This is a genomic window from Microbacterium sp. NPDC055455, assembly GCF_053619935.1.
Map to the genome: position 1 here is coordinate 139,829 of NZ_JBSHLB010000005.1, position 16,867 is coordinate 156,695.

Annotated in this window: 14 protein-coding genes and 1 pseudogene; 10 read left to right on the top strand and 5 right to left on the bottom strand. The window is 72.0% G+C overall.

From position 1 onward, the window contains the following. Positions 1-80: 80 nt before the first annotated feature. Positions 81-374 (bottom strand): annotated as a pseudogene (locus tag ACWGUG_RS14125) (DUF7882 family protein); the annotation flags it as partial. Positions 375-484: 110 nt separating this feature from the next. Between ACWGUG_RS14125 and ACWGUG_RS14130 the strand changes: the two are divergent. After that, the gene (locus ACWGUG_RS14130) at positions 485-1,282 is read left to right on the top strand and encodes a hypothetical protein (RefSeq protein WP_452325053.1); all 798 of its coding nucleotides are present in this window, start codon (positions 485-487) and stop codon (positions 1,280-1,282) included. A gap of 94 nt (positions 1,283-1,376) precedes the next feature. Here ACWGUG_RS14130 and adhP read toward each other — a convergent pair whose 3' ends face one another. After that, positions 1,377-2,411, bottom strand: a complete 1,035-nt coding sequence (gene adhP / locus ACWGUG_RS14135; RefSeq protein WP_452325054.1) for an alcohol dehydrogenase AdhP — start codon at positions 2,409-2,411, stop codon at positions 1,377-1,379. A gap of 217 nt (positions 2,412-2,628) precedes the next feature. On the opposite strand from adhP, the gene ACWGUG_RS14140 reads away from it, so the two are divergent. Together ACWGUG_RS14140 and ACWGUG_RS14145 are read left to right on the top strand one after the other, a co-directional pair. Then, complete coding sequence (locus ACWGUG_RS14140; RefSeq protein ID WP_452325055.1) at positions 2,629-3,885, top strand: WS/DGAT domain-containing protein; 1,257 nt, start codon at positions 2,629-2,631, stop codon at positions 3,883-3,885. A gap of 65 nt (positions 3,886-3,950) precedes the next feature. Continuing rightward, positions 3,951-4,850: a hypothetical protein gene (locus ACWGUG_RS14145; RefSeq protein ID WP_452325056.1), complete on the top strand. Its 900-nt coding sequence runs from the start codon at positions 3,951-3,953 to the stop codon at positions 4,848-4,850. 48 nt (positions 4,851-4,898) lie between these two features. Here ACWGUG_RS14145 and ACWGUG_RS14150 read toward each other — a convergent pair whose 3' ends face one another. Beyond that, positions 4,899-5,405, bottom strand: coding sequence for a flavodoxin family protein (locus ACWGUG_RS14150; RefSeq protein WP_452325057.1), 507 nt, complete (start codon positions 5,403-5,405; stop codon positions 4,899-4,901). 125 nt (positions 5,406-5,530) lie between these two features. Between ACWGUG_RS14150 and ACWGUG_RS14155 the strand changes: the two genes are divergently transcribed. Then, complete coding sequence (locus tag ACWGUG_RS14155) at positions 5,531-7,504, top strand: ABC1 kinase family protein (RefSeq protein WP_452325058.1); 1,974 nt, start codon at positions 5,531-5,533, stop codon at positions 7,502-7,504. Here ACWGUG_RS14155 and ACWGUG_RS14160 read toward each other — a convergent pair. Beyond that, on the bottom strand, positions 7,485-10,073 hold the full coding sequence (locus ACWGUG_RS14160; protein WP_452325059.1) for a cation-translocating P-type ATPase: 2,589 nt from the start codon (positions 10,071-10,073) through the stop codon (positions 7,485-7,487). The two genes, ACWGUG_RS14155 and ACWGUG_RS14160, sit on opposite strands and share 20 nt — an antisense overlap. 95 nt (positions 10,074-10,168) lie before the next feature. Beyond that, complete coding sequence (locus tag ACWGUG_RS14165) at positions 10,169-11,179, bottom strand: zinc-dependent alcohol dehydrogenase family protein (protein ID WP_452325060.1); 1,011 nt, start codon at positions 11,177-11,179, stop codon at positions 10,169-10,171. 166 nt (positions 11,180-11,345) lie between these two features. Here ACWGUG_RS14165 and ACWGUG_RS14170 point away from each other — a divergent pair, with 166 nt between their 5' ends. Genes ACWGUG_RS14170 through ACWGUG_RS14195 form a run of 6 tightly spaced genes read left to right on the top strand, consistent with a single transcriptional unit; the run spans position 11,346 to position 16,715 of the window. Then, positions 11,346-12,077 carry an AMP-binding protein gene (locus tag ACWGUG_RS14170; RefSeq protein WP_452325061.1) on the top strand — a complete coding sequence of 244 codons (732 nt, stop codon included), beginning with the start codon at positions 11,346-11,348 and terminating at the stop codon, positions 12,075-12,077. Beyond that, positions 12,056-13,141, top strand: a complete 1,086-nt coding sequence (locus ACWGUG_RS14175; RefSeq protein ID WP_452325062.1) for an AMP-binding protein — start codon at positions 12,056-12,058, stop codon at positions 13,139-13,141. Before ACWGUG_RS14170 ends, ACWGUG_RS14175 begins: the two co-directional genes overlap by 22 nt. Further along, complete coding sequence (pdhA, locus tag ACWGUG_RS14180; RefSeq protein ID WP_452325063.1) at positions 13,138-14,139, top strand: pyruvate dehydrogenase (acetyl-transferring) E1 component subunit alpha; 1,002 nt, start codon at positions 13,138-13,140, stop codon at positions 14,137-14,139. The genes ACWGUG_RS14175 and pdhA overlap by 4 nt, the downstream gene beginning before the upstream one ends. After that, complete coding sequence (locus ACWGUG_RS14185) at positions 14,136-15,116, top strand: alpha-ketoacid dehydrogenase subunit beta (protein WP_452325064.1); 981 nt, start codon at positions 14,136-14,138, stop codon at positions 15,114-15,116. The genes pdhA and ACWGUG_RS14185 overlap by 4 nt, the downstream gene beginning before the upstream one ends. Continuing rightward, positions 15,109-16,476, top strand: a complete 1,368-nt coding sequence (locus tag ACWGUG_RS14190; protein WP_452325065.1) for a 2-oxo acid dehydrogenase subunit E2 — start codon at positions 15,109-15,111, stop codon at positions 16,474-16,476. Before ACWGUG_RS14185 ends, ACWGUG_RS14190 begins: the two co-directional genes overlap by 8 nt. Continuing rightward, positions 16,473-16,715: an acyl carrier protein gene (locus ACWGUG_RS14195; protein ID WP_452325066.1), complete on the top strand. Its 243-nt coding sequence runs from the start codon at positions 16,473-16,475 to the stop codon at positions 16,713-16,715. The genes ACWGUG_RS14190 and ACWGUG_RS14195 overlap by 4 nt, the downstream gene beginning before the upstream one ends. Positions 16,716-16,867: the final 152 nt, after the last annotated feature.

Sequence of the window (16,867 nt, forward strand, 5' to 3'; positions counted from 1 at the left end):
TCGAGGCTCTCGACTTCGACGCTGCCGAGCGAGACGTCGCCGGGGACACCCTGCTCCTCAGGCACCGGACCGGCAGCCACGTTCTCGTCCACCAGGGTGACGCCACCCGAGCTGTTCGCGGACTGCGCGAGGTCCTCGATCCACCGGCGGCTCAGCTCGGGAGGCTCCGCGTGATCGAACACGAACCGCAGCGGAATGGACGGGTGCAGCCAGATGGTGCTGCGTCCGCCCGGCTGATCGTCCTGGTGACGCCACGTCAGCGTGAAGCTCTCGTTGCGACGCAGCTTCGTGGCGATGACGACTTTCAGGTGAGCCAGCGCGCGATCCTCGATGTGGATCGGCGTGGCGTCACCGCCGTAGAAGATCGTTCCCATGGCTCGAAGCATAAGCCGTCACGGCGGCCCCCGACGACGCGGAGCGGGCGGGTGATTGACGGCGCTCTGAGATGGGTGCATGCTCAGCCCAACTGGGGAATGGGGCGCTCATGTCTCTTGATGCTGCACTCGCCGTGGCGGCGGAACCGTCGCCGGGTCCGACGCCGGCCGATCCGGCCGCGGTCGACGTCGCACTGTCGAACTACTACCTGGCCGTCGGGCTGCTCGTCAGCGCCATCGTGGTCATCATCCTGGCCCTGGCCTTCGCCTGGCTCTACCATCGCGACGCGCTCCGGGTCATCGAGAAGCTCGCCACCACGGAGGGCGGCCCCCCGGTGGGGATCGACTCCGGCGCAGCGGTGGAGCGGGGCGTTCGCGTGGGGCCGGCGATCGTCGGCGGCAGCACCGGGCAGAAGGACACGGCTCTGATGTTCACCGTCGAGAACCTCCCCGACGACGCCACCGTCGCGTGGGACGTGGAGGGGGCGACGATCGAACGGATCGACGGCGGCCGCACGATCCTCGCGACGTTCGCGGCCGACGGCAGCCACAAGGTCGCCGCCACCGTGACGCAGGCCGATGGGAACCGGATCGAGCTCGAGGCGAAGGAGGTGGAGATCGGGCCGAAGCCGGCGGCCGCGGCATCCGCTCCCCCCATCGTGATCCCGTTCGTGGTCAAGAACTGGGGGCGGCTGGTCATCGTCCTGTTCGGAGTCGGGGTGATCTCGGCGCTGATGGCGTCGCAGATCCTCGACGCCGCAGCGGGGATCGGCATCCTGGGAGCCCTGCTGGGCGCCGGCGCCGTCTCGGCGACGACCGGCGGGTCGTCCGAAGCGCCCGCCGCCCCGCGGTCCGGCTCGGCGCCAGGCGGCTCTGACGGCACCGCCGGCGGCGGAGGCCAGGCCTGATCGCACCACGCTCGGCGCCCGCTCCGCGGTGTCGGCGCGGTCCTGCGCGCGGCGGAGGGCGGATGCCGCGTGGCATCCGCCCTCCGCCCGGCCGTCAGCGCTGCATCACGTCCGCGGTGTGGTAGGTGAAGACGAGCCTCGCCGGAACCGTCCCCTCCAGCACCTCGTCGACCGCGCTGTTGACCTGGTCCAGGTCGCGCGTCTCGGTGATGACCCGGGTGCGACCGGCGGCGTGAAGGGTGAAGACCTCGGTGAGGTCCTGGCGGGTCCCCACGATCGAGCCGATCACGCTGATGCCCTTGAGCACCGTCTCGAAGATGGGGAGCGTGATCGTGCCGTCGGCAGGCAGCGACACCAGGACGAGCCGGCCGCCGCGGTTGAGCGCGTCGAACGACTGACGGAAGACCGCCGGAGCGACGGCGAGCACGACGGCGACGTCCGCTCCGCCGAGGTCGCGGATCGCCTCCACCGGATCGGTGGTCCGGGCGTTGACGGTGTGGTCCGCGCCGAGCTCGGTCGCGAGGGCGAGCTTCTCCTCGGTGACGTCGACCGCGATCACCTTCGCGCCCACCAGTCGCGCGTACTGAACCGCGAGGTGGCCGAGGCCGCCGACGCCGAACACGACGACCGTCTCGCCGGGGATCACGTGCGCGTTCTTGATCGCGGCGTACGTCGTGACGCCGGCGCAGGTGAGCGGCGCAGCATCCAGCGGCGTGACGCCGTCGGGGACCACCACCGCATAGCGCGCGTCGGCGAGCATGTACTCCGCGTACGCCCCGTCGACCGCGTAGCCGTTGTTGTACTGGCTCTCGCAGAGGTTCTCGCGGCCGTCCACGCAGTAGCGGCATTCGCCGCACGCGTGCCCGAGCCACGGCATCGCGACGCGCTGTCCGACCTGACGCGTGGTCACGCCCTCGCCGAGCGCCTCGACGATCCCGACGCCCTCGTGCCCGGGCACCAGGGGCAGGTTCGGCTTCACAGGCCAGTCTCCCTGCATCGCGTGGATGTCGGTGTGGCACAGTCCGCAGGCCTCGAGCCGGATCAGGATCTGTCCGGGCCCCGGCTGCGGGACGGGACGCTCCTCGACCTGGGCCGGCGTTCCGAGCTGTCGGACGACTGCACTTCGCATTTGTCTCTCCTCTGTGGGATCTGTACGGAACCAGCCTTGCGGCATGGCTGCCGCGCCGGTGGGACGTAAGTCCTCCGGCGCCGTGCCGCGCCCGGTGGGACCATCGACCCGCGGGACCGGTGGGCACCGCCGCACACTGGAGCACGCGCCATCGGTGCCGCGATGCCGTCGGTGAGCGGAACGGATGCCGCACCACGGCGCGGGAGGGAGGCCTCACGTGCGACGGGAGCGAGCACTCAGACCGGCCGACGAGGCCAATCTCGTCCTCGACCACCCCGGCCAGGTCAACGTCTTCCTGGTCGCCGGCCTGCTCGCACCGGGAGGGTTCGTCTCGGACGCCGGCGAACTCGACGCGGAGGCCGTCCGGGCGGCGGTGGGGCGCCGGGTCGCCGGCATCCCGGAGCTCCGCCAGGTGCCCGTCCGCGCCGGCCGCCACCACGAGTGGGCGGACTGCGAACCGGATCTCGCTGCGCAGGTCCGCGTCGTCCCGGCCATCGAGGGACTCGAGGAGCTCGAGCGAAGGTGCGGTGCCCTCATGGTCGAGCCCCTGCCGCTCACGAGACCGCCGTGGGAGCTGCTCCTCGCGCCGGCACGGGGCGGCGCCGCGATGATCCTCCGGATCCACCACGTCCTCGCGGACGGCATGGCCGCGGCGGACCTCATCCAGAGGCTGCTGGCGGACGCGACGGCAACCGCCGACGAGCCGATCGCTCCGCCGCGCCGCTCGTCCCCCGCCCTGCCCGCGGGCAGCCGCGTCGGCCGCGCACTGTTCGGGCTGCGGCGGACCATGACGACGCTGACCGCGCGAGGCCTTCCCGAGACGGTGCTGCTGGGTGCGCGCAGCAGTCGTCACGGCGTGATCTTCGCCGACGGCGATCTCGGGCGGATCGCCGCGGCCGCCCACGGCGTGGACGCCACAGTGAACGACGCCGCGCTCGCCGTCGCCGCGGCCGGGTACCGGGCCGCACTCGCGCAGAGCGGTCATCCGGTGCCGTCGGAGCTGCCGGTGTCGGTCCCCGTCGCGCTGACGCGGCGCGGGGACTCCCGCAACCAGGTGGGGGTCATGCTCGTCCGCCTGCCGTTGCGCGGTGTTGAGGTGAGGGACAACGTCGCCCGGATCGCCGTGCAGACGAGGACGGAGAAGGTGCAAGCGCGCCGCCAGGGCACGCTGGAGCTCATGCGCGGCCCGGTGGGCGCTCGGATCATGGACCGCATCGCGCACCGGCAGCATCTGGTCGGCGGGTTCGTGACGAATGTGCCCGGTCCGGCTCACGAGCTGCACCTCGCCGGCGCTGCGCTCACCCAGCTCTGGCCGGTCTCGGTGCTGGCCGCGAACGTGCGACTGGGCGTCGCGGTGGTCTCGTATGCCGGGCGGCTCTGCGTCGGCGTGCACTTCGACGCCGGCTACATCGACGGAGCCGCTGTGGCATCCGCGGTGCGCACCGAGCTGGCCGCGCTCGAGTCGATCCGGTGAGCACCGGCCTCCCGCGCGGGACCTTCGGCCCGGGGGGGCGTGCGCCTGCGGCCCAGGCTGGGGTCATGCTCTCATCCCGGCCTGTCGCCGGCTTCCTCGTGCGGGTCACGGTCGCGCACGTCGTGACGTACTTCGCGATCGGTCTCGTCGCGGCGGCGCTGCTCGACTACGAGGAGCTGTTCACCCAACCGGTCATCAGCGACTTCATGCGCCCGTTCGGCTCGGTGGCGGTGATCGTGGGTCCCCTGCTGCAGGTGGTCCGCGGACTGCTCATCGCGGCGGTGCTGCTGCCGTTCCGATCCGTCCTCGCCGGACGGCTCGGGTGGCTCTGGCTGTGGCTGCTGTTCATCGGCATCGGCATCCTCTCGACCCCGGCGGCGGCGCCCGGGTCGTTGGAAGGCGCGGTGTACAGCCAGCTGCCGTGGTGGTACCACCTCATCGGGATGCCGGAGATGCTGGTGCAGACGCTGCTGTTCAGCGTGCTCACGGCGTTCATCGCGCGCCACCCCGAGGGAGTGCTCACCGCCCTTCCTCCGGTGTTCGACCGCATCGTCCGCGCGCTCGTGGTGGCGTGCCTGTCGTTCGTCGGCTACGCCGTCGTCTCCGTGGTCTTCGCTCTTGCGGCAGGGGCCGCTGTCGGGGCGTCGGAGAACCTCTCCCCCGCCGTGCAGGGCGTGTTCGTCGCGCCGTTCCTCGCCAACGGGATCATCGCGTTCTTCGCGACCGCCGAGGGCGCGTCGCGTCGTGCCGCCGCCGCCCTCCTCTCATGGGCCGTCGGCGCGGCCGCCATCATCGCCTATCAGACCGTCGTCTTCGGAAGCGCCGGCGTCCTCTACGCGCTCGTCGCACCCGTTCTTCCGGCGGTCATCCTGTGGCTCGCGACCGCCCGCAGACACCACGACGACGACGCCGCCGCCCGCGGCCAGGCCGAAGACGCGGCGAGCCGCACCGGCGCATCGCACTGAGAAACCCGGCGGGCCGGGGGCGGGACGGGAGCGGTTCGGGACCGGCGCTCACCCCGCGAGCTGCTCGGTCAGGCCATGCCCCCACTCGCGGGCGCGCTGGAGCTCCCCGTCGACGAGGGGTCCCTCGTAGCCCTTCACCAGGAAGCTCGCCGGATCCAGCACGTCGAACCCGAGCTTCCTCGCGAGGCGCGTGGCCGTGTGCGAGGCCGCCCCGGGCAGGAGCGCCATGTCGTCGACGCGCGTGTCGAACGCGGCGAAGGCGTAAGGCCGTTCCGGCGCCGGCAGTGCCTCCAGCCACTCGCGGATGCCTTCGGGCACATCCGTGAACGCGCCGCCGTGACGAGCCGCCTCCCGGCGTGTGACATCCCGGGACAGCGAGAAGACATGGGTGGGCGCCCCGACGACGACCATGTCGATGTCGGCGGGCACCGCGGTGGGCGCATCGACGACGTCCGCGACGGCGACATCCGCTCCGTCCGCCATGCCGTCGGCGATCGCCTGCGCGATGCGACGCGTGTTGCCGAACATCGATTCGTAGACCACCAGCGCGCGCATGGCGACTCCTTCCGTCGGCGGCTCCTGTCGCCGCTCCCCCTCCAGCGTCGTCGTCGGCGCCGCGAGGGATGGGGTCTTTGGTCCTTCCCCGCCGCCGCGGCAGTCGCGTCTGCAAGAATTCGGACATGCCGCAATGGCTCCTGTTCGGTCTGTTCTCGGTCGGTTTCGCCGCGCTCGCAGCCTGGGCCGCGCGGCGTCTCCTGGACGGGACGGTGGGCTGGGTCCGCTCCGTCGTGACGGCGCTCGTCGTGTTCCTGGCCGCCCTTCCGCTGGCCACCTGGTCGCTGCAGGTCGCCGGTGTGGTGGAGGGCGACCGGATCGTGGCAGACACCCCCATCGCCCTCTCGTTCCTCGCCCTCACGCTCGGCTGGCTGTTCGCCGCAGTCGTGGCCTGCGTCGTCACCCTCGAGTTCGCCTGGCCGTCGCACGGGCTGCGGAATCCGATCACCTCCATCCGCGAGGCGTTCCGCCGCCGCGACCGCGCGCGGCGGTACACGCAGATCCTCTCGATCGCCTCCCGTCACGGCATCGGGCTGTTCGGCACGCCCCGCACCCCGCCCGCACCGCGGGAGCTGGCGGTCGCCCTCGTCGCCGCGATGAACGAAGCGGGAGTCACCTTCGTCAAGCTGGGGCAGGTGCTCTCCGCCCGCGACGACGTGCTCCCTCGCGAGCTGGTGACGGCGTTCGCGACACTGCAGATGGAGTCGACTCCGATCCCCTGGTCCGAAGCCGAGGCGGCCATCCGCGCCGAGGTGAACGGGACGATCGACGACGTCTTCGCGCACATCGATCCGGAGCCGCTCGCCGCCGCCTCGGTCGCCCAGGTGCACGCGGCGCAGCTGCGCAACGGCGACGACGTCGTCATCAAGATCCAGCGCCCGCTCGCCCGGCGGCAGGTCACCACCGACCTCGACATCCTCCACCGACTGGCCACCGACCTCGAGCGGCGCACGGACTGGGCGAAGGAGTACGGCGCGGTCGCACTCGTCGACGAGTTCGCCCGCGCGCTCCACGACGAGCTCGACTACCGCATCGAGCTCGACAACACCGAGATGCTGCGGGCCGCCACTGCGGCCTTCGCCTCGTCGCTGCGCATCCCCCGGACGTATCGCGAGCTCTCGACGGAGCGGATGCTGCTGCTGGAGCGCGTGGTGGGGACCCCGTTCACGCACGTCTCATCGGCGATCCTGCCTCCGGAGGAGTCGTCGGCGATCGCGGACGAGATCGTGAGGTCGGTGTTCGACCAGGTGCTGGTGCGCGGCGTCTTCCACGCCGACCTCCACGCCGGCAATCTCATCCTGGGCGACGCCCGAGAGGACGGAGCCGCGCGCGAGGTCACCCTCATCGACTTCGGCTCGGTCGGGATCGTCGAGAAGAGCCTGCGCCGCCTCCTCATCCCGCTGCTGATCGCGATCTCCAACGAGGACGACGCCGTGACCACGGACCTCGTGCTGCTGATCTGCGGACACGGCGAATCGCTGAACAAGGCGGCGCTCCAGCGCGACATCGGCGTCGTGATCACCCGCGTGCACAACAGCCCCACACACGAGAACATCTTCCGGCTGCTCCTGGATGCGCTGCGCCGGCACCGCCTGGCCATACCGCCGTCGCTGCTCCTCGTGCTGCGCACCCTCGGCTCGCTCGAGGGCACACTGCGGCTGCTCCAGCCGGATTACGACCTCACGCGGCGGGGCCTGGAGCTCGCTCCGGCCACGGCGCTGCGGCGGATCTCGATGCACGACATGCTCCTGACGGCGCAGTCGCAGGGCGCCGTGCTCATCGAGGGGGCGCGCCGCCTCAGCCGCCGCATCGAGAGCATCTCGCGCGACCTGGACAGCGGCACGTTCTCGGTGCGCGTTCGGATGTTCGAGGACGGACGGGAGCGCTCGTGGGTCGACGGGATCGTCTCCCGCATGACGATCACGATCGTGGGCGTGACCCTCGTGATCGCCGGCGTCATGCTCAGCGTCAGCGACACCGGCCCCATGATCACCGACCAGGTGCCGGCGTTCTCGTTCCTGGGCAGCGTGCTCACCCTGGGCGGGCTCCTCCTGCTGCTGCGGAGCCTCAGCCGATCTTTCACGAGCCGCGGGTCGTAGCATCCGGCGCCGTTGATGCCGGGAGCCTCCCCTCCCGCTCGCGGATCCGGCGACGCCGAAGCTTCGAGAGCCCGTCGACGATCACGATCGCGGGCACCGCAAGCGCTGCCAGCCCCCATCCGAGAAGCGGCGGCCAGGCACCGCCGAGGAGGTCCACGAGGAACGGGATGCCGAGGAAGGCGACGAGCAGGACCGCCTGAGCGGCGACCGCGACGAGCAGCAGCCGGTTGGTCCGCGGGTGCATTCGCCACACCGGCCGGACCGTGCTGCGGCACGCGAACGCCGTCGCCATCTGGCCCAGAACGATCGCGGCGAACGCCGTCCCCGAGGCGCCGGCCATCACCGCCGGGTCCACGCCGTCACCCCACTGCCACCCCGCGACGAGCAGGACGCCCAGGAAGGCGCCGAGCGCGACGACGGCCTCGGTGAGCCCGAGCAGGAAGAACGCGCGTGAGAGCAGGGCCCGGTCCACGATCGACCGTCGCGCGGGCCCCTGCATCACGTCATCCCGCGCCGGTTCGGCACCGAGCGCCAGGGCGGGCAGCATGTCGCTCCCGATGTCGAGCGCGATCACCTGCATCACCCCGATCGCGAGCGGGACGGAGCCGCCCGAGAGCGCCCACACCACGAACGGGGCGAGCTCGGCGACGTTGTCGGTGAGGTGGTAGGTGAGGAAGCGCCGGATGTTCTTGAAGGTCGCCCTGCCGAGCTCGACGGCGGCCACGATCGTCACGAGATGGTCGTCCAGCAGCACCACGTCGGCCGCCTCGCGCGCGACGTCGCTTCCGCTGGCCCCCATGGCGACCCCGACGTCGGCTTCGCGCAGCGCGGGCGCGTCGTTGACACCGTCCCCCGTCATGGCGACCACGTGCCCGTGGCCACGAAGGGCCCGGGCGATCCGCAGCTTGTCGGCGGGCGTCGCCCGCGCCACCACCACCCCGTCGTCGTGGTCGACAGCGTCGGCCAGCTCCTCGTCCGTGGTGGGCAGGCTCGGCCCGTCCAGGACGACCCCCCGGGGGCCGAGCAGACCGACCTCGCGGGCGATCGCGGCACCGGTGCGCGGGTGGTCGCCGGTGATCATCGCGATCCGGATGCCGGCAGCCCGGCATTTCTCCAGCGCCTCGCGCACCCCCGCGCGGGGCGGATCCTCCAGGGCCAGCACCCCGGCGAAGTCGAGGTCGTGCTCCATCTCGGGCGACGGCGCGGCGGTCCAGGTGCGGGTGGCGACGGCGAGCACGCGCCTGCCCGCGCCCGTCAGCTCGTGCACGGCGACCGCGATATGAGGGGGAACCGCGCGGCAGCGGGCCAGGACCGCCTCCGTCGCACCGAGCACCGACACCTGATCGCCGTCCAGCGACGAGCTCAGCAGGCGGTCGGCCGTATAGGGCACGCGATGACCTGTGGCCTCGGCATCCGTCCCCACCCGCAGCGCGAGGCTGTGGAACGCCGCCTCCATCGGGCCGCCCGCCGCCTCCCACCGGCCCTCGCGCTCGACCACCCTGCCGGCCACGCACCGCAGCGCGGCCCGCGCGGCGCGGGGAACGAGGGCGACCGCCTCGGGTGGCCCGGCCAGGTCGGCGGTGGGAGCGTACCCCTCGCCGCGGATCCGGACGATCCCCGCAGCCGTCACGACCTCGAGCACGTTCATGCGGTTCTCGGTGAGGGTGCCGGTCTTGTCGGTGCAGATGAAGGTCGTGGCGCCGAGCGTCTCGACGGCGTCCAGCCGGCGCACCAGAGCGTGCTTCTCGGCCATGAGCTCGGCACCGCGCGCCAGGGAGAGCGTCACCGTCGGCAGCATCCCCTCTGGCACCAGCGCCACCGACACGCCGATGGCGAAGACGAAGGCCTGGGTCAGCCCCAGCCCCAGCAGGAGGGAGGTCGCCCCGAGGCCCACCCCGACGATCGCGGCGATGACGGCGATGACGCGCACGACGCGCTTGAGCTCGAGGGTCATCGGGCTCGGCGGGCGCTGCGCACCGGCGGTCAGACGGCCGATGTCGGCCAGCACCGTCCGGGAGCCGGTGGCCACGACCACGGCGCGCGCCTCGCCTTGGACGACGAACGTCCCCCCGCGCAGGATGTCTCCGGGGGCGTGTCGCACGACGGCGCTCTCCCCCGTCAGGAGCGACTCGTCCAGCGCGAGGTCTGCGGCGCTGACGACATCAAGGTCCGCCGCCACGCGATCGCCCGCCGCCAGCAGCACGACGTCCCCCGGCACGAGGTCGGCCGCCGGGACGGTGACCGCCTCGCCGTCACGCATCACGCGGGCTGCCATCGGAAGCAGCCGGCTCAGCCGCTGGGCCGACCTGTCGGCCCGGTACTCCTGCGCGAACGCGAACGCGGCGTTCAGGGCCACGATCACGACGATGGCGATCGCCAGCGCCGGAATGCCGGCCAGCACCGCGAGCGCGGCGGCGATCCACAGCAGCACCGCCAGGAGGTGCGTGAGCTCACGGAGGATCATCCGCCAGGGCGACACGCTTCTGCCGTGGGGCACGACATTCGGCCCGACTTCCGCGAGACGGGCTGCTGCTTCTCTCGACGTGAGGCCGGTGTCGTTCAAGACCACCCCCGTATCGTCCCGCCCGGGACGCCGCAGATGTCGGGACCTTCGTCCCCGCCCCTCATCCCGGCGCCCGTGACGCCCGCGCAGCGTCGTCGGTTTCAGCGCAGCGAGCGGTCGATCACGAGCGATCCGGCAGCGCGTCCCGACCTCAGGTCGTCCAAGGCCCGCCCCGTGTCTTCGAAGCGGTAGCGGGTGACGGATGCCTTCAGCCCCAGATTGCCCGCAAGCCGCAGGAAGCTCTCGCCATCCGCCCGGGTGTTGGCGGTGACCGTGCGCAGGTCGCGTTCCCGGAACAGGTGGTGCTCGTACGACATGGCGGGGATGTCGCTCATGTGGATGCCCGCGAGCACGACCGTCCCGCCCGGTGCGGTGGCTTCGAGGGCCACCGCCGCCAGCGGGCCGGCCGGCGCGAACACGATGGCGGCGTCGAGCGGCGCGGGAGGGCTGTCGGCCTCCGCCCCGACGAACCCCAGGCCCAGCGATCTCGCGAGAGCTCGGTTCTGCTCGCCACGGGTCATGACGTGCACGGTCGCACCCTGCGCAGCCGCCATCCGCGCCGTCAGGTGCCCGCTCGAGCCGAAGCCGTAGACGCCCAGCGTCCCGCCGACCGGCAGCCGGGCGCGAGCCAGCGCGCGGAACCCGATGATGCCCGCGCACAGGAGCGGTGCGGCTTCGACGGCGTCGAGGGTGGAGGGCAGAGAGTAAGCGAATCGCTCATCGACGACGAGGAGATCCGCGTGCCCGCCGTCGGTGTCCCATCCGGTGAATCGGGCGCTCGGGCACAGGTTCTCCCGCCCCGACATGCACCAGCGGCAGCTGCCGCACGTGGCGGCGAGCCAGGCGACGCCCACGCGGTCGCCGGGGCGGAAGCGCGACGCGCCGGGACCCGTCGCGACCACCTCGCCCACGACCTGATGGCCGGGGATCACCGGGTCACGGTGCTGCGCGATATCGCCGTCGATCACGTGGAGATCGGTCCTGCACACACCGCAGGCGACCACTCTCACCAGGACCTCCCACTCACCGAGCGAACGCACGCCGACGGTCGACAGCGTCGCGTCGCCCCGGCCGTGGGTCCGCCACGCCCGCATCCTCGCCTCGGTCGACATGCCGCCGCCCCTCTGCCGGACGCGTGACCCTGCGCGGCGCCCCTCCGTGCGGGCCGCGCGCGGGAATGGCGCGCCGGCATCCCGCTTCGACGATCGCGCCGACGCGGGCAGCGCACCAGGGACGAAGGTCCCGTGCCGCGAGCGGCCGCGTCCCTACGCTCGTGCCATGAGGGCAACGGCGCCGACTCGCTGGCCGACGATCACGAAGGACGTCGGCGCGCTGCCCGTCCCCCCGAATCTCCCGGATTACGACCAGACGCGAGCCGGGTTCCGGTGGGACCTCGAGCGCCGCACGCTGGACGGCCTCCCGGGCGGCCACCTGAACATCGCTCACGAAGCCGTCGACCGTCATGCTGCCGGCGACCGTCGCGGACACGACGCCCTGCGGTTCGTGCGCGCGGACGGCGCGACGCATTCGCTGACCTACGGCGACCTGGCGGCCGAGACGGACCGGTTCGCCGCCGTGCTCCGCGGGCTCGGGGTGGGGCGCGGCGAGCGCGTGTTCTCCCTGCTCGGACGCATGCCCGCGCTGTACGCCGCGGCCCTCGGCACCATGAAGCACGGTGCGGTCTTCTGCCCGCTCTTCTCGGCGTTCGGACCGGAGCCCGTCGCGCAGCGCCTGGAACTGGGATCCGGCTCCGTGCTCGTGACGACCCGGGCCCTGTACGCCAAGAGGATCGCCGCGCAGCGCGACCGTCTCACATCTCTGCGTCACGTCCTGCTGGTCGACGCGGAGGGAACGCCGGAGCCCGGCACGCTCGACCTCCTCGCGCTGATGTCCGGCGCACCCCCCTACGGCCCCATCGCGGCCACACGACCCGAAGACATGGCCCTGCTGCATTCACGAGCGGCACGACCGGCCGGCCGAAAGGCGCCGTGCATGTCCACGACGCCGTGACGGCGCACTCGGCCACCGGCCGCTTCGCCCTCGACCTGCATCGCGACGACGTCTACTGGTGCACCGCCGACCCCGGATGGGTGACCGGCACGTCGTACGGGATCATCGCTCCGCTGGTGCACGGGGTGACCGCCGTCGTCGACGAGGACGAGCTCGAAGCCGATCGGTGGTACCGGATCCTCGCCCAGCAGCGCGTGACGGTCTGGTACACCGCGCCCACCGCGCTTCGGATGCTGATGAAGGCCGGTGCCGATCGGGCGCGAGAGCATGACCTCTCGGCGCTGCGCTTCATCGCGAGCGTGGGCGAGCCCCTCAATCCCGAGGTCGTCGTGTGGGGGCAGGAGGCGTTCGGCCTGCCCATCCACGACAACTGGTGGCAGACCGAGACGGGCGGCATCATGATCGCCAACTACGCGGCCATGGACGTGCGTCCGGGCTCGATGGGCCGTCCGCTCCCCGGAATCGATGCCGCCATCGTGGCCCGGGACGCCGCCGGCGAGCCGATCGTCAACGACGACGAGGCCCAGCTGGTGACGGATCCCGATGAGATGGGCGAACTGGCCCTCCGCCCCGGTTGGCCGTCGATGTTCCGCGCGTATCTCGACGAGGAGGAGCGCTACCGCCGCTGCTTCGTGGGCGGCTGGTATCTCACCGGCGACCTCGCCCGCCGCGACGAGGACGGCTACTTCTGGTTCGTCGGACGCGCGGACGATGTCATAAAGTCCGCCGGGCACCTCATCGGCCCCTTCGAAGTCGAGAGCTGCCTCATGGAGCACGACGCGGTCGCCGAAGCCGGTGTGATCGGGGTGCCCGACGACGTCGCCGGCGAGGTGGTGAAGGCCTTCGTCGAGCTGAAACCCGGATTCGAGGCATCCGCCGCCCTCGAGCGCGAGCTGATCGGGTTCGCCCGCAAGCGGCTCGGCGCCGCGGTGGCACCGCGCCGGCTGGAGTTCGCCGCCGCGCTCCCCAAGACGCGCAGCGGCAAGATCCTCCGGCGATTGCTCAAGGCCCGCGAGCTGGGTCTGCCGGAGGGCGACACCTCGACGCTGGAGGGCGGGAGATGACCGAGGAGAGCACGGCGGCGGCCATCGTCCACGACCCCGAGCACGTCCGCGGAATGCTCCGGCAGATGCTGCGCGTGCGGCGGTTCGAGGAGGCGTGCGTCGAGCAGTACAGCGCGACCAAGATCCGCGGCTTCCTGCACGTCTACATCGGCGAGGAGGCGGTCGCGGCGGGGGTGATGGCCGCGATCGGACCCGAGGACTCCGTGGTGGCGACCTACCGCGAGCACGGCCACGCACTGCTGCGGGGCGTTCCTGCCACGGCGATCATGGCGGAGATGTACGGCCGCGCAGAGGGGTGCTGCCGGGGGCGGGGCGGCTCGATGCACCTCTTCGACCGGGACACCCGGTTCTTCGGCGGCAACGCCATCGTCGCCGGCGGATTGCCGCTGGCCGTCGGCCTCGCGCTGGCCGACAAGATGTCGGGCCGGGAAGCGGTGACCGTCTGTTTCTTCGGCGAAGGCGCGATCGCCGAGGGCGAGTTCCACGAGAGCATGAACCTCGCGGCCCTGTGGGACCTCCCGGTGCTCTTCTGCTGCGAGAACAACCTGTACGCGATGGGCACGGCTCTCGAGCGCTCCGAATCGCAGACCGACCTCGCCCTCAAGGCGTCCGGGTACGCGGTCACCGCGTGGGCCGTCGACGGGATGGACGTGCTCGCGTGCGAGGCATCCGCCCGCCGCGCGCTCGAAGGGATCCGCGCGGGGTCGGGTCCGCACTTCCTCGAGCTGCGCACCTACCGATTCCGCGCCCACTCCATGTTCGATCCCGAGCGCTACCGCCAGAAGGCGGAGGTGGAGCGCTGGATGGAACGGGATCCGATCGCACAGCTGAAGGCGGCACTGGAGGCGGCCGGCGAGCTGTCTGCCGACGCGTGGTCGGCCCTCGAGCAGGAGGTCGGGGACGAAGTGCGCGAAGCGGTCGCCTTCGCCGAGTCCGGGACCCTCGAGCCGGTGGACCAGCTCACCCGGTTCGTGTACAGCGAGCGGACGCCGACATGAAGACGACGTACCGCGAAGCCCTGCGTGCCGCACTGCGCGAGGCGCTGCAACGGGACGACCGGGTGTTCCTCATGGGCGAGGACGTCGGGCGCTACGGCGGGGGTTTCGCGGTGAGCCTCGGCCTGCTCGAAGAGTTCGGTCCGACGCGCGTCAGGGACACGCCGCTGTCGGAGGCCGGCTTCGTCGGGGCGGGCATCGGCTCGGCCCTCGGCGGCATGCGCCCGATCGTCGAGGTCATGACCGTCAACTTCAGCCTGCTCGCGCTGGATCAGATCGTGAACAACGCCGCGACGCTCCTCCATATGTCGGGCGGGCAGTTCAACGTGCCGATCGTCATCCGGATGACGACGGGCGGCGGCCGCCAGCTGGCCGCACAGCACTCGCACAGCCTCGAGGGCTGGATGGCGCACATCCCGGGTGTGCGGGTGCTCGCGCCCGCGACGCTCGAAGACGCCCGCGGCATGCTGTGGACGGCGCTCGAGGATCCCGATCCGGTGCTGATCTTCGAACACGGCTCTCTCTACAACGTCGCCGGCGAGCTGGCCGACGACGCCGCGGCCGTCGACATCGATCGGGCCCGGGTGCGTCGCACGGGCACCGATGTCTCGCTCATCACCTACGGGGGCACCCTCCCGACCGCCCTCGAGGCGGCCGACGCGCTCGCTTCGGAGTCGATCGATGCGGAGGTGCTCGACCTGCGGTCGCTGCGGCCGCTCGACGACGAGTCGATCCTCGCCACGGTCGCCAAGACGCACCGTGCCGTCGTCATCGACGAGGGGTGGCGCAGCGGGAGCATCTCGGCGGAGATCAGCGCCCGGCTCACGGAGTCCGCCTTCTACGACCTCGACGCGCCGATCGCGCGCGTCTGCAGCGCAGAGGTCCCCATCCCGTACTCGAAGCATCTGGAGCAGGCCGCGCTCCCCTCCGTCGAGCGGGTCCTGTCGGCGGCCCGCGAGGTGGTCGGCAGAAATGACTGAATTCCGGATGCCGTCGCTCGGCGCCGACATGACCGAGGGAAAGGTCACCGGCTGGCTGGTGAAGCCGGGCGACCGCGTGCACCGCGGCGACCTCATCGCCGAGGTCGACACCGAGAAGACCGTGATGGAGATCGAGAGCTTCGAAGACGGGGTCGTCGCCGAGCTGCTGGTCGAGATCGGCGACACCGTGCCGGTCGGCACTCCGATCGCGCGCATCGACGCCGTCCCTGCGGACGGCGCGTCCGGCGAGCCGGCGCCGGTCGCCGAGACCGCTCCGTCGCCGGCGGGACCCGTTCCGCAGCCCACGCCGGAGCCTCTCCCGCCGCCGGCGCACGCCGTCGTCCTGCACGTCACGCCGCCCGTGCGGCGCCTCGCGCACGAACTGGGTGTGGACGTGGAGCACCTGCAGGGAACAGGTCAGCACGGCGCCATCACGCGGTCCGATGTCGAACGCGCCGCCGAGGGCCGCTCCCCTGCCTCCCCGCCGACATCCCCGCGCGTCCGGTCGTCTCCCGCCGCGCGTCGTCTGGCCCAGGAGATGGGGATCGATCTCGCCGCGGTCGACGGCACCGGTCCCGGCGGCGCCGTGACGACGGCGGACGTGCGCGGCGCCGACGCCTGGCATGGGCCCGTGCAGGTCGCCTCCCGCCCCGTGCCTTCGCCGGCCCCCGCCGGCCGCGTCGACGACGACGCGCGCGCCGCCAAGCTGCATCGCGCCGTGGGTGCACTGATGGCGCGTTCGAAGCACGAGATCCCGCACTACTACCTCAGCACCACGATCGACATGGGAAGCGCGCTGGACTGGATGCGTCGCATCAACGCCGCCCGCCCGATCGCCGACCGCCTGGTGCCGTCGGCGCTCCTGCTGGCGGCGACGGCCAGGGCGGCGAGGACGTCGGCCGACATGAACGGATTCTTCGTCGACGACACCTTTCACCCCAGTGCTGAGATCCATCTCGGCGTCGCCGTCGCGGTGCGCGGCGGTGGGCTGGTCGCCCCGGCGATCCACCACGCCGACACCCTGTCCGTCGACGAGCTGATGAGGGGGCTCCGTGACGTCGTGAGGCGGGCCAAGGCGGGACGCCTGCAGCGCGCCGAGATGGCCGATCCGACGATCACCGTGACCAACCTCGGAGACCTCGGCGTCCAGGAGATCTTCGGTGTCATCTACCCGCCGCAGGTCGCACTCGTCGGGTTCGGCGCGATCCGCGAGCAGCCCGTCGCGCGCGACGGACTGATCGGCGTGCGCCCCACGGTGACGGCGACCCTCTCCGCCGACCATCGGGTGAGCGACGGGCTCGCGGGCAGCCGATTCCTGGCCGCGATCGACGAACTGCTGCAGCAACCGGAGGAACTGTGAACGAACAGGATGCCCGCGCCGCCGTGCTCGCCGCCCTCGGCGAGGTCGCCCCCGACGTCGACCTGGCCGAGCTCGACACCGCCTCCCGCCTCCGCCAAGACCTGGAGCTCGACTCCCTGGATTTCCTCCAGCTGCTCGAGGTGCTCGCGGAATCCACCGGCGTCGACACGCCGGAGGAGGACTACCGCGGGCTCACGACCGTGCAGCAGATCGTCGATTACGTGACGGCGCACGGGTGAGGTCACGAGCCCTGGCGCTCGTGATCAGAAGCCCGGACGACGATCTTCGTCGGACCTCTGTTGCGTGCGGCTGCCATCATGCACACGGCGGCCGCACCCTGGTGCGGCCGATCGCGGTGTCATACTGTGGGCCTCGGCGCCGAGGGGAGCGG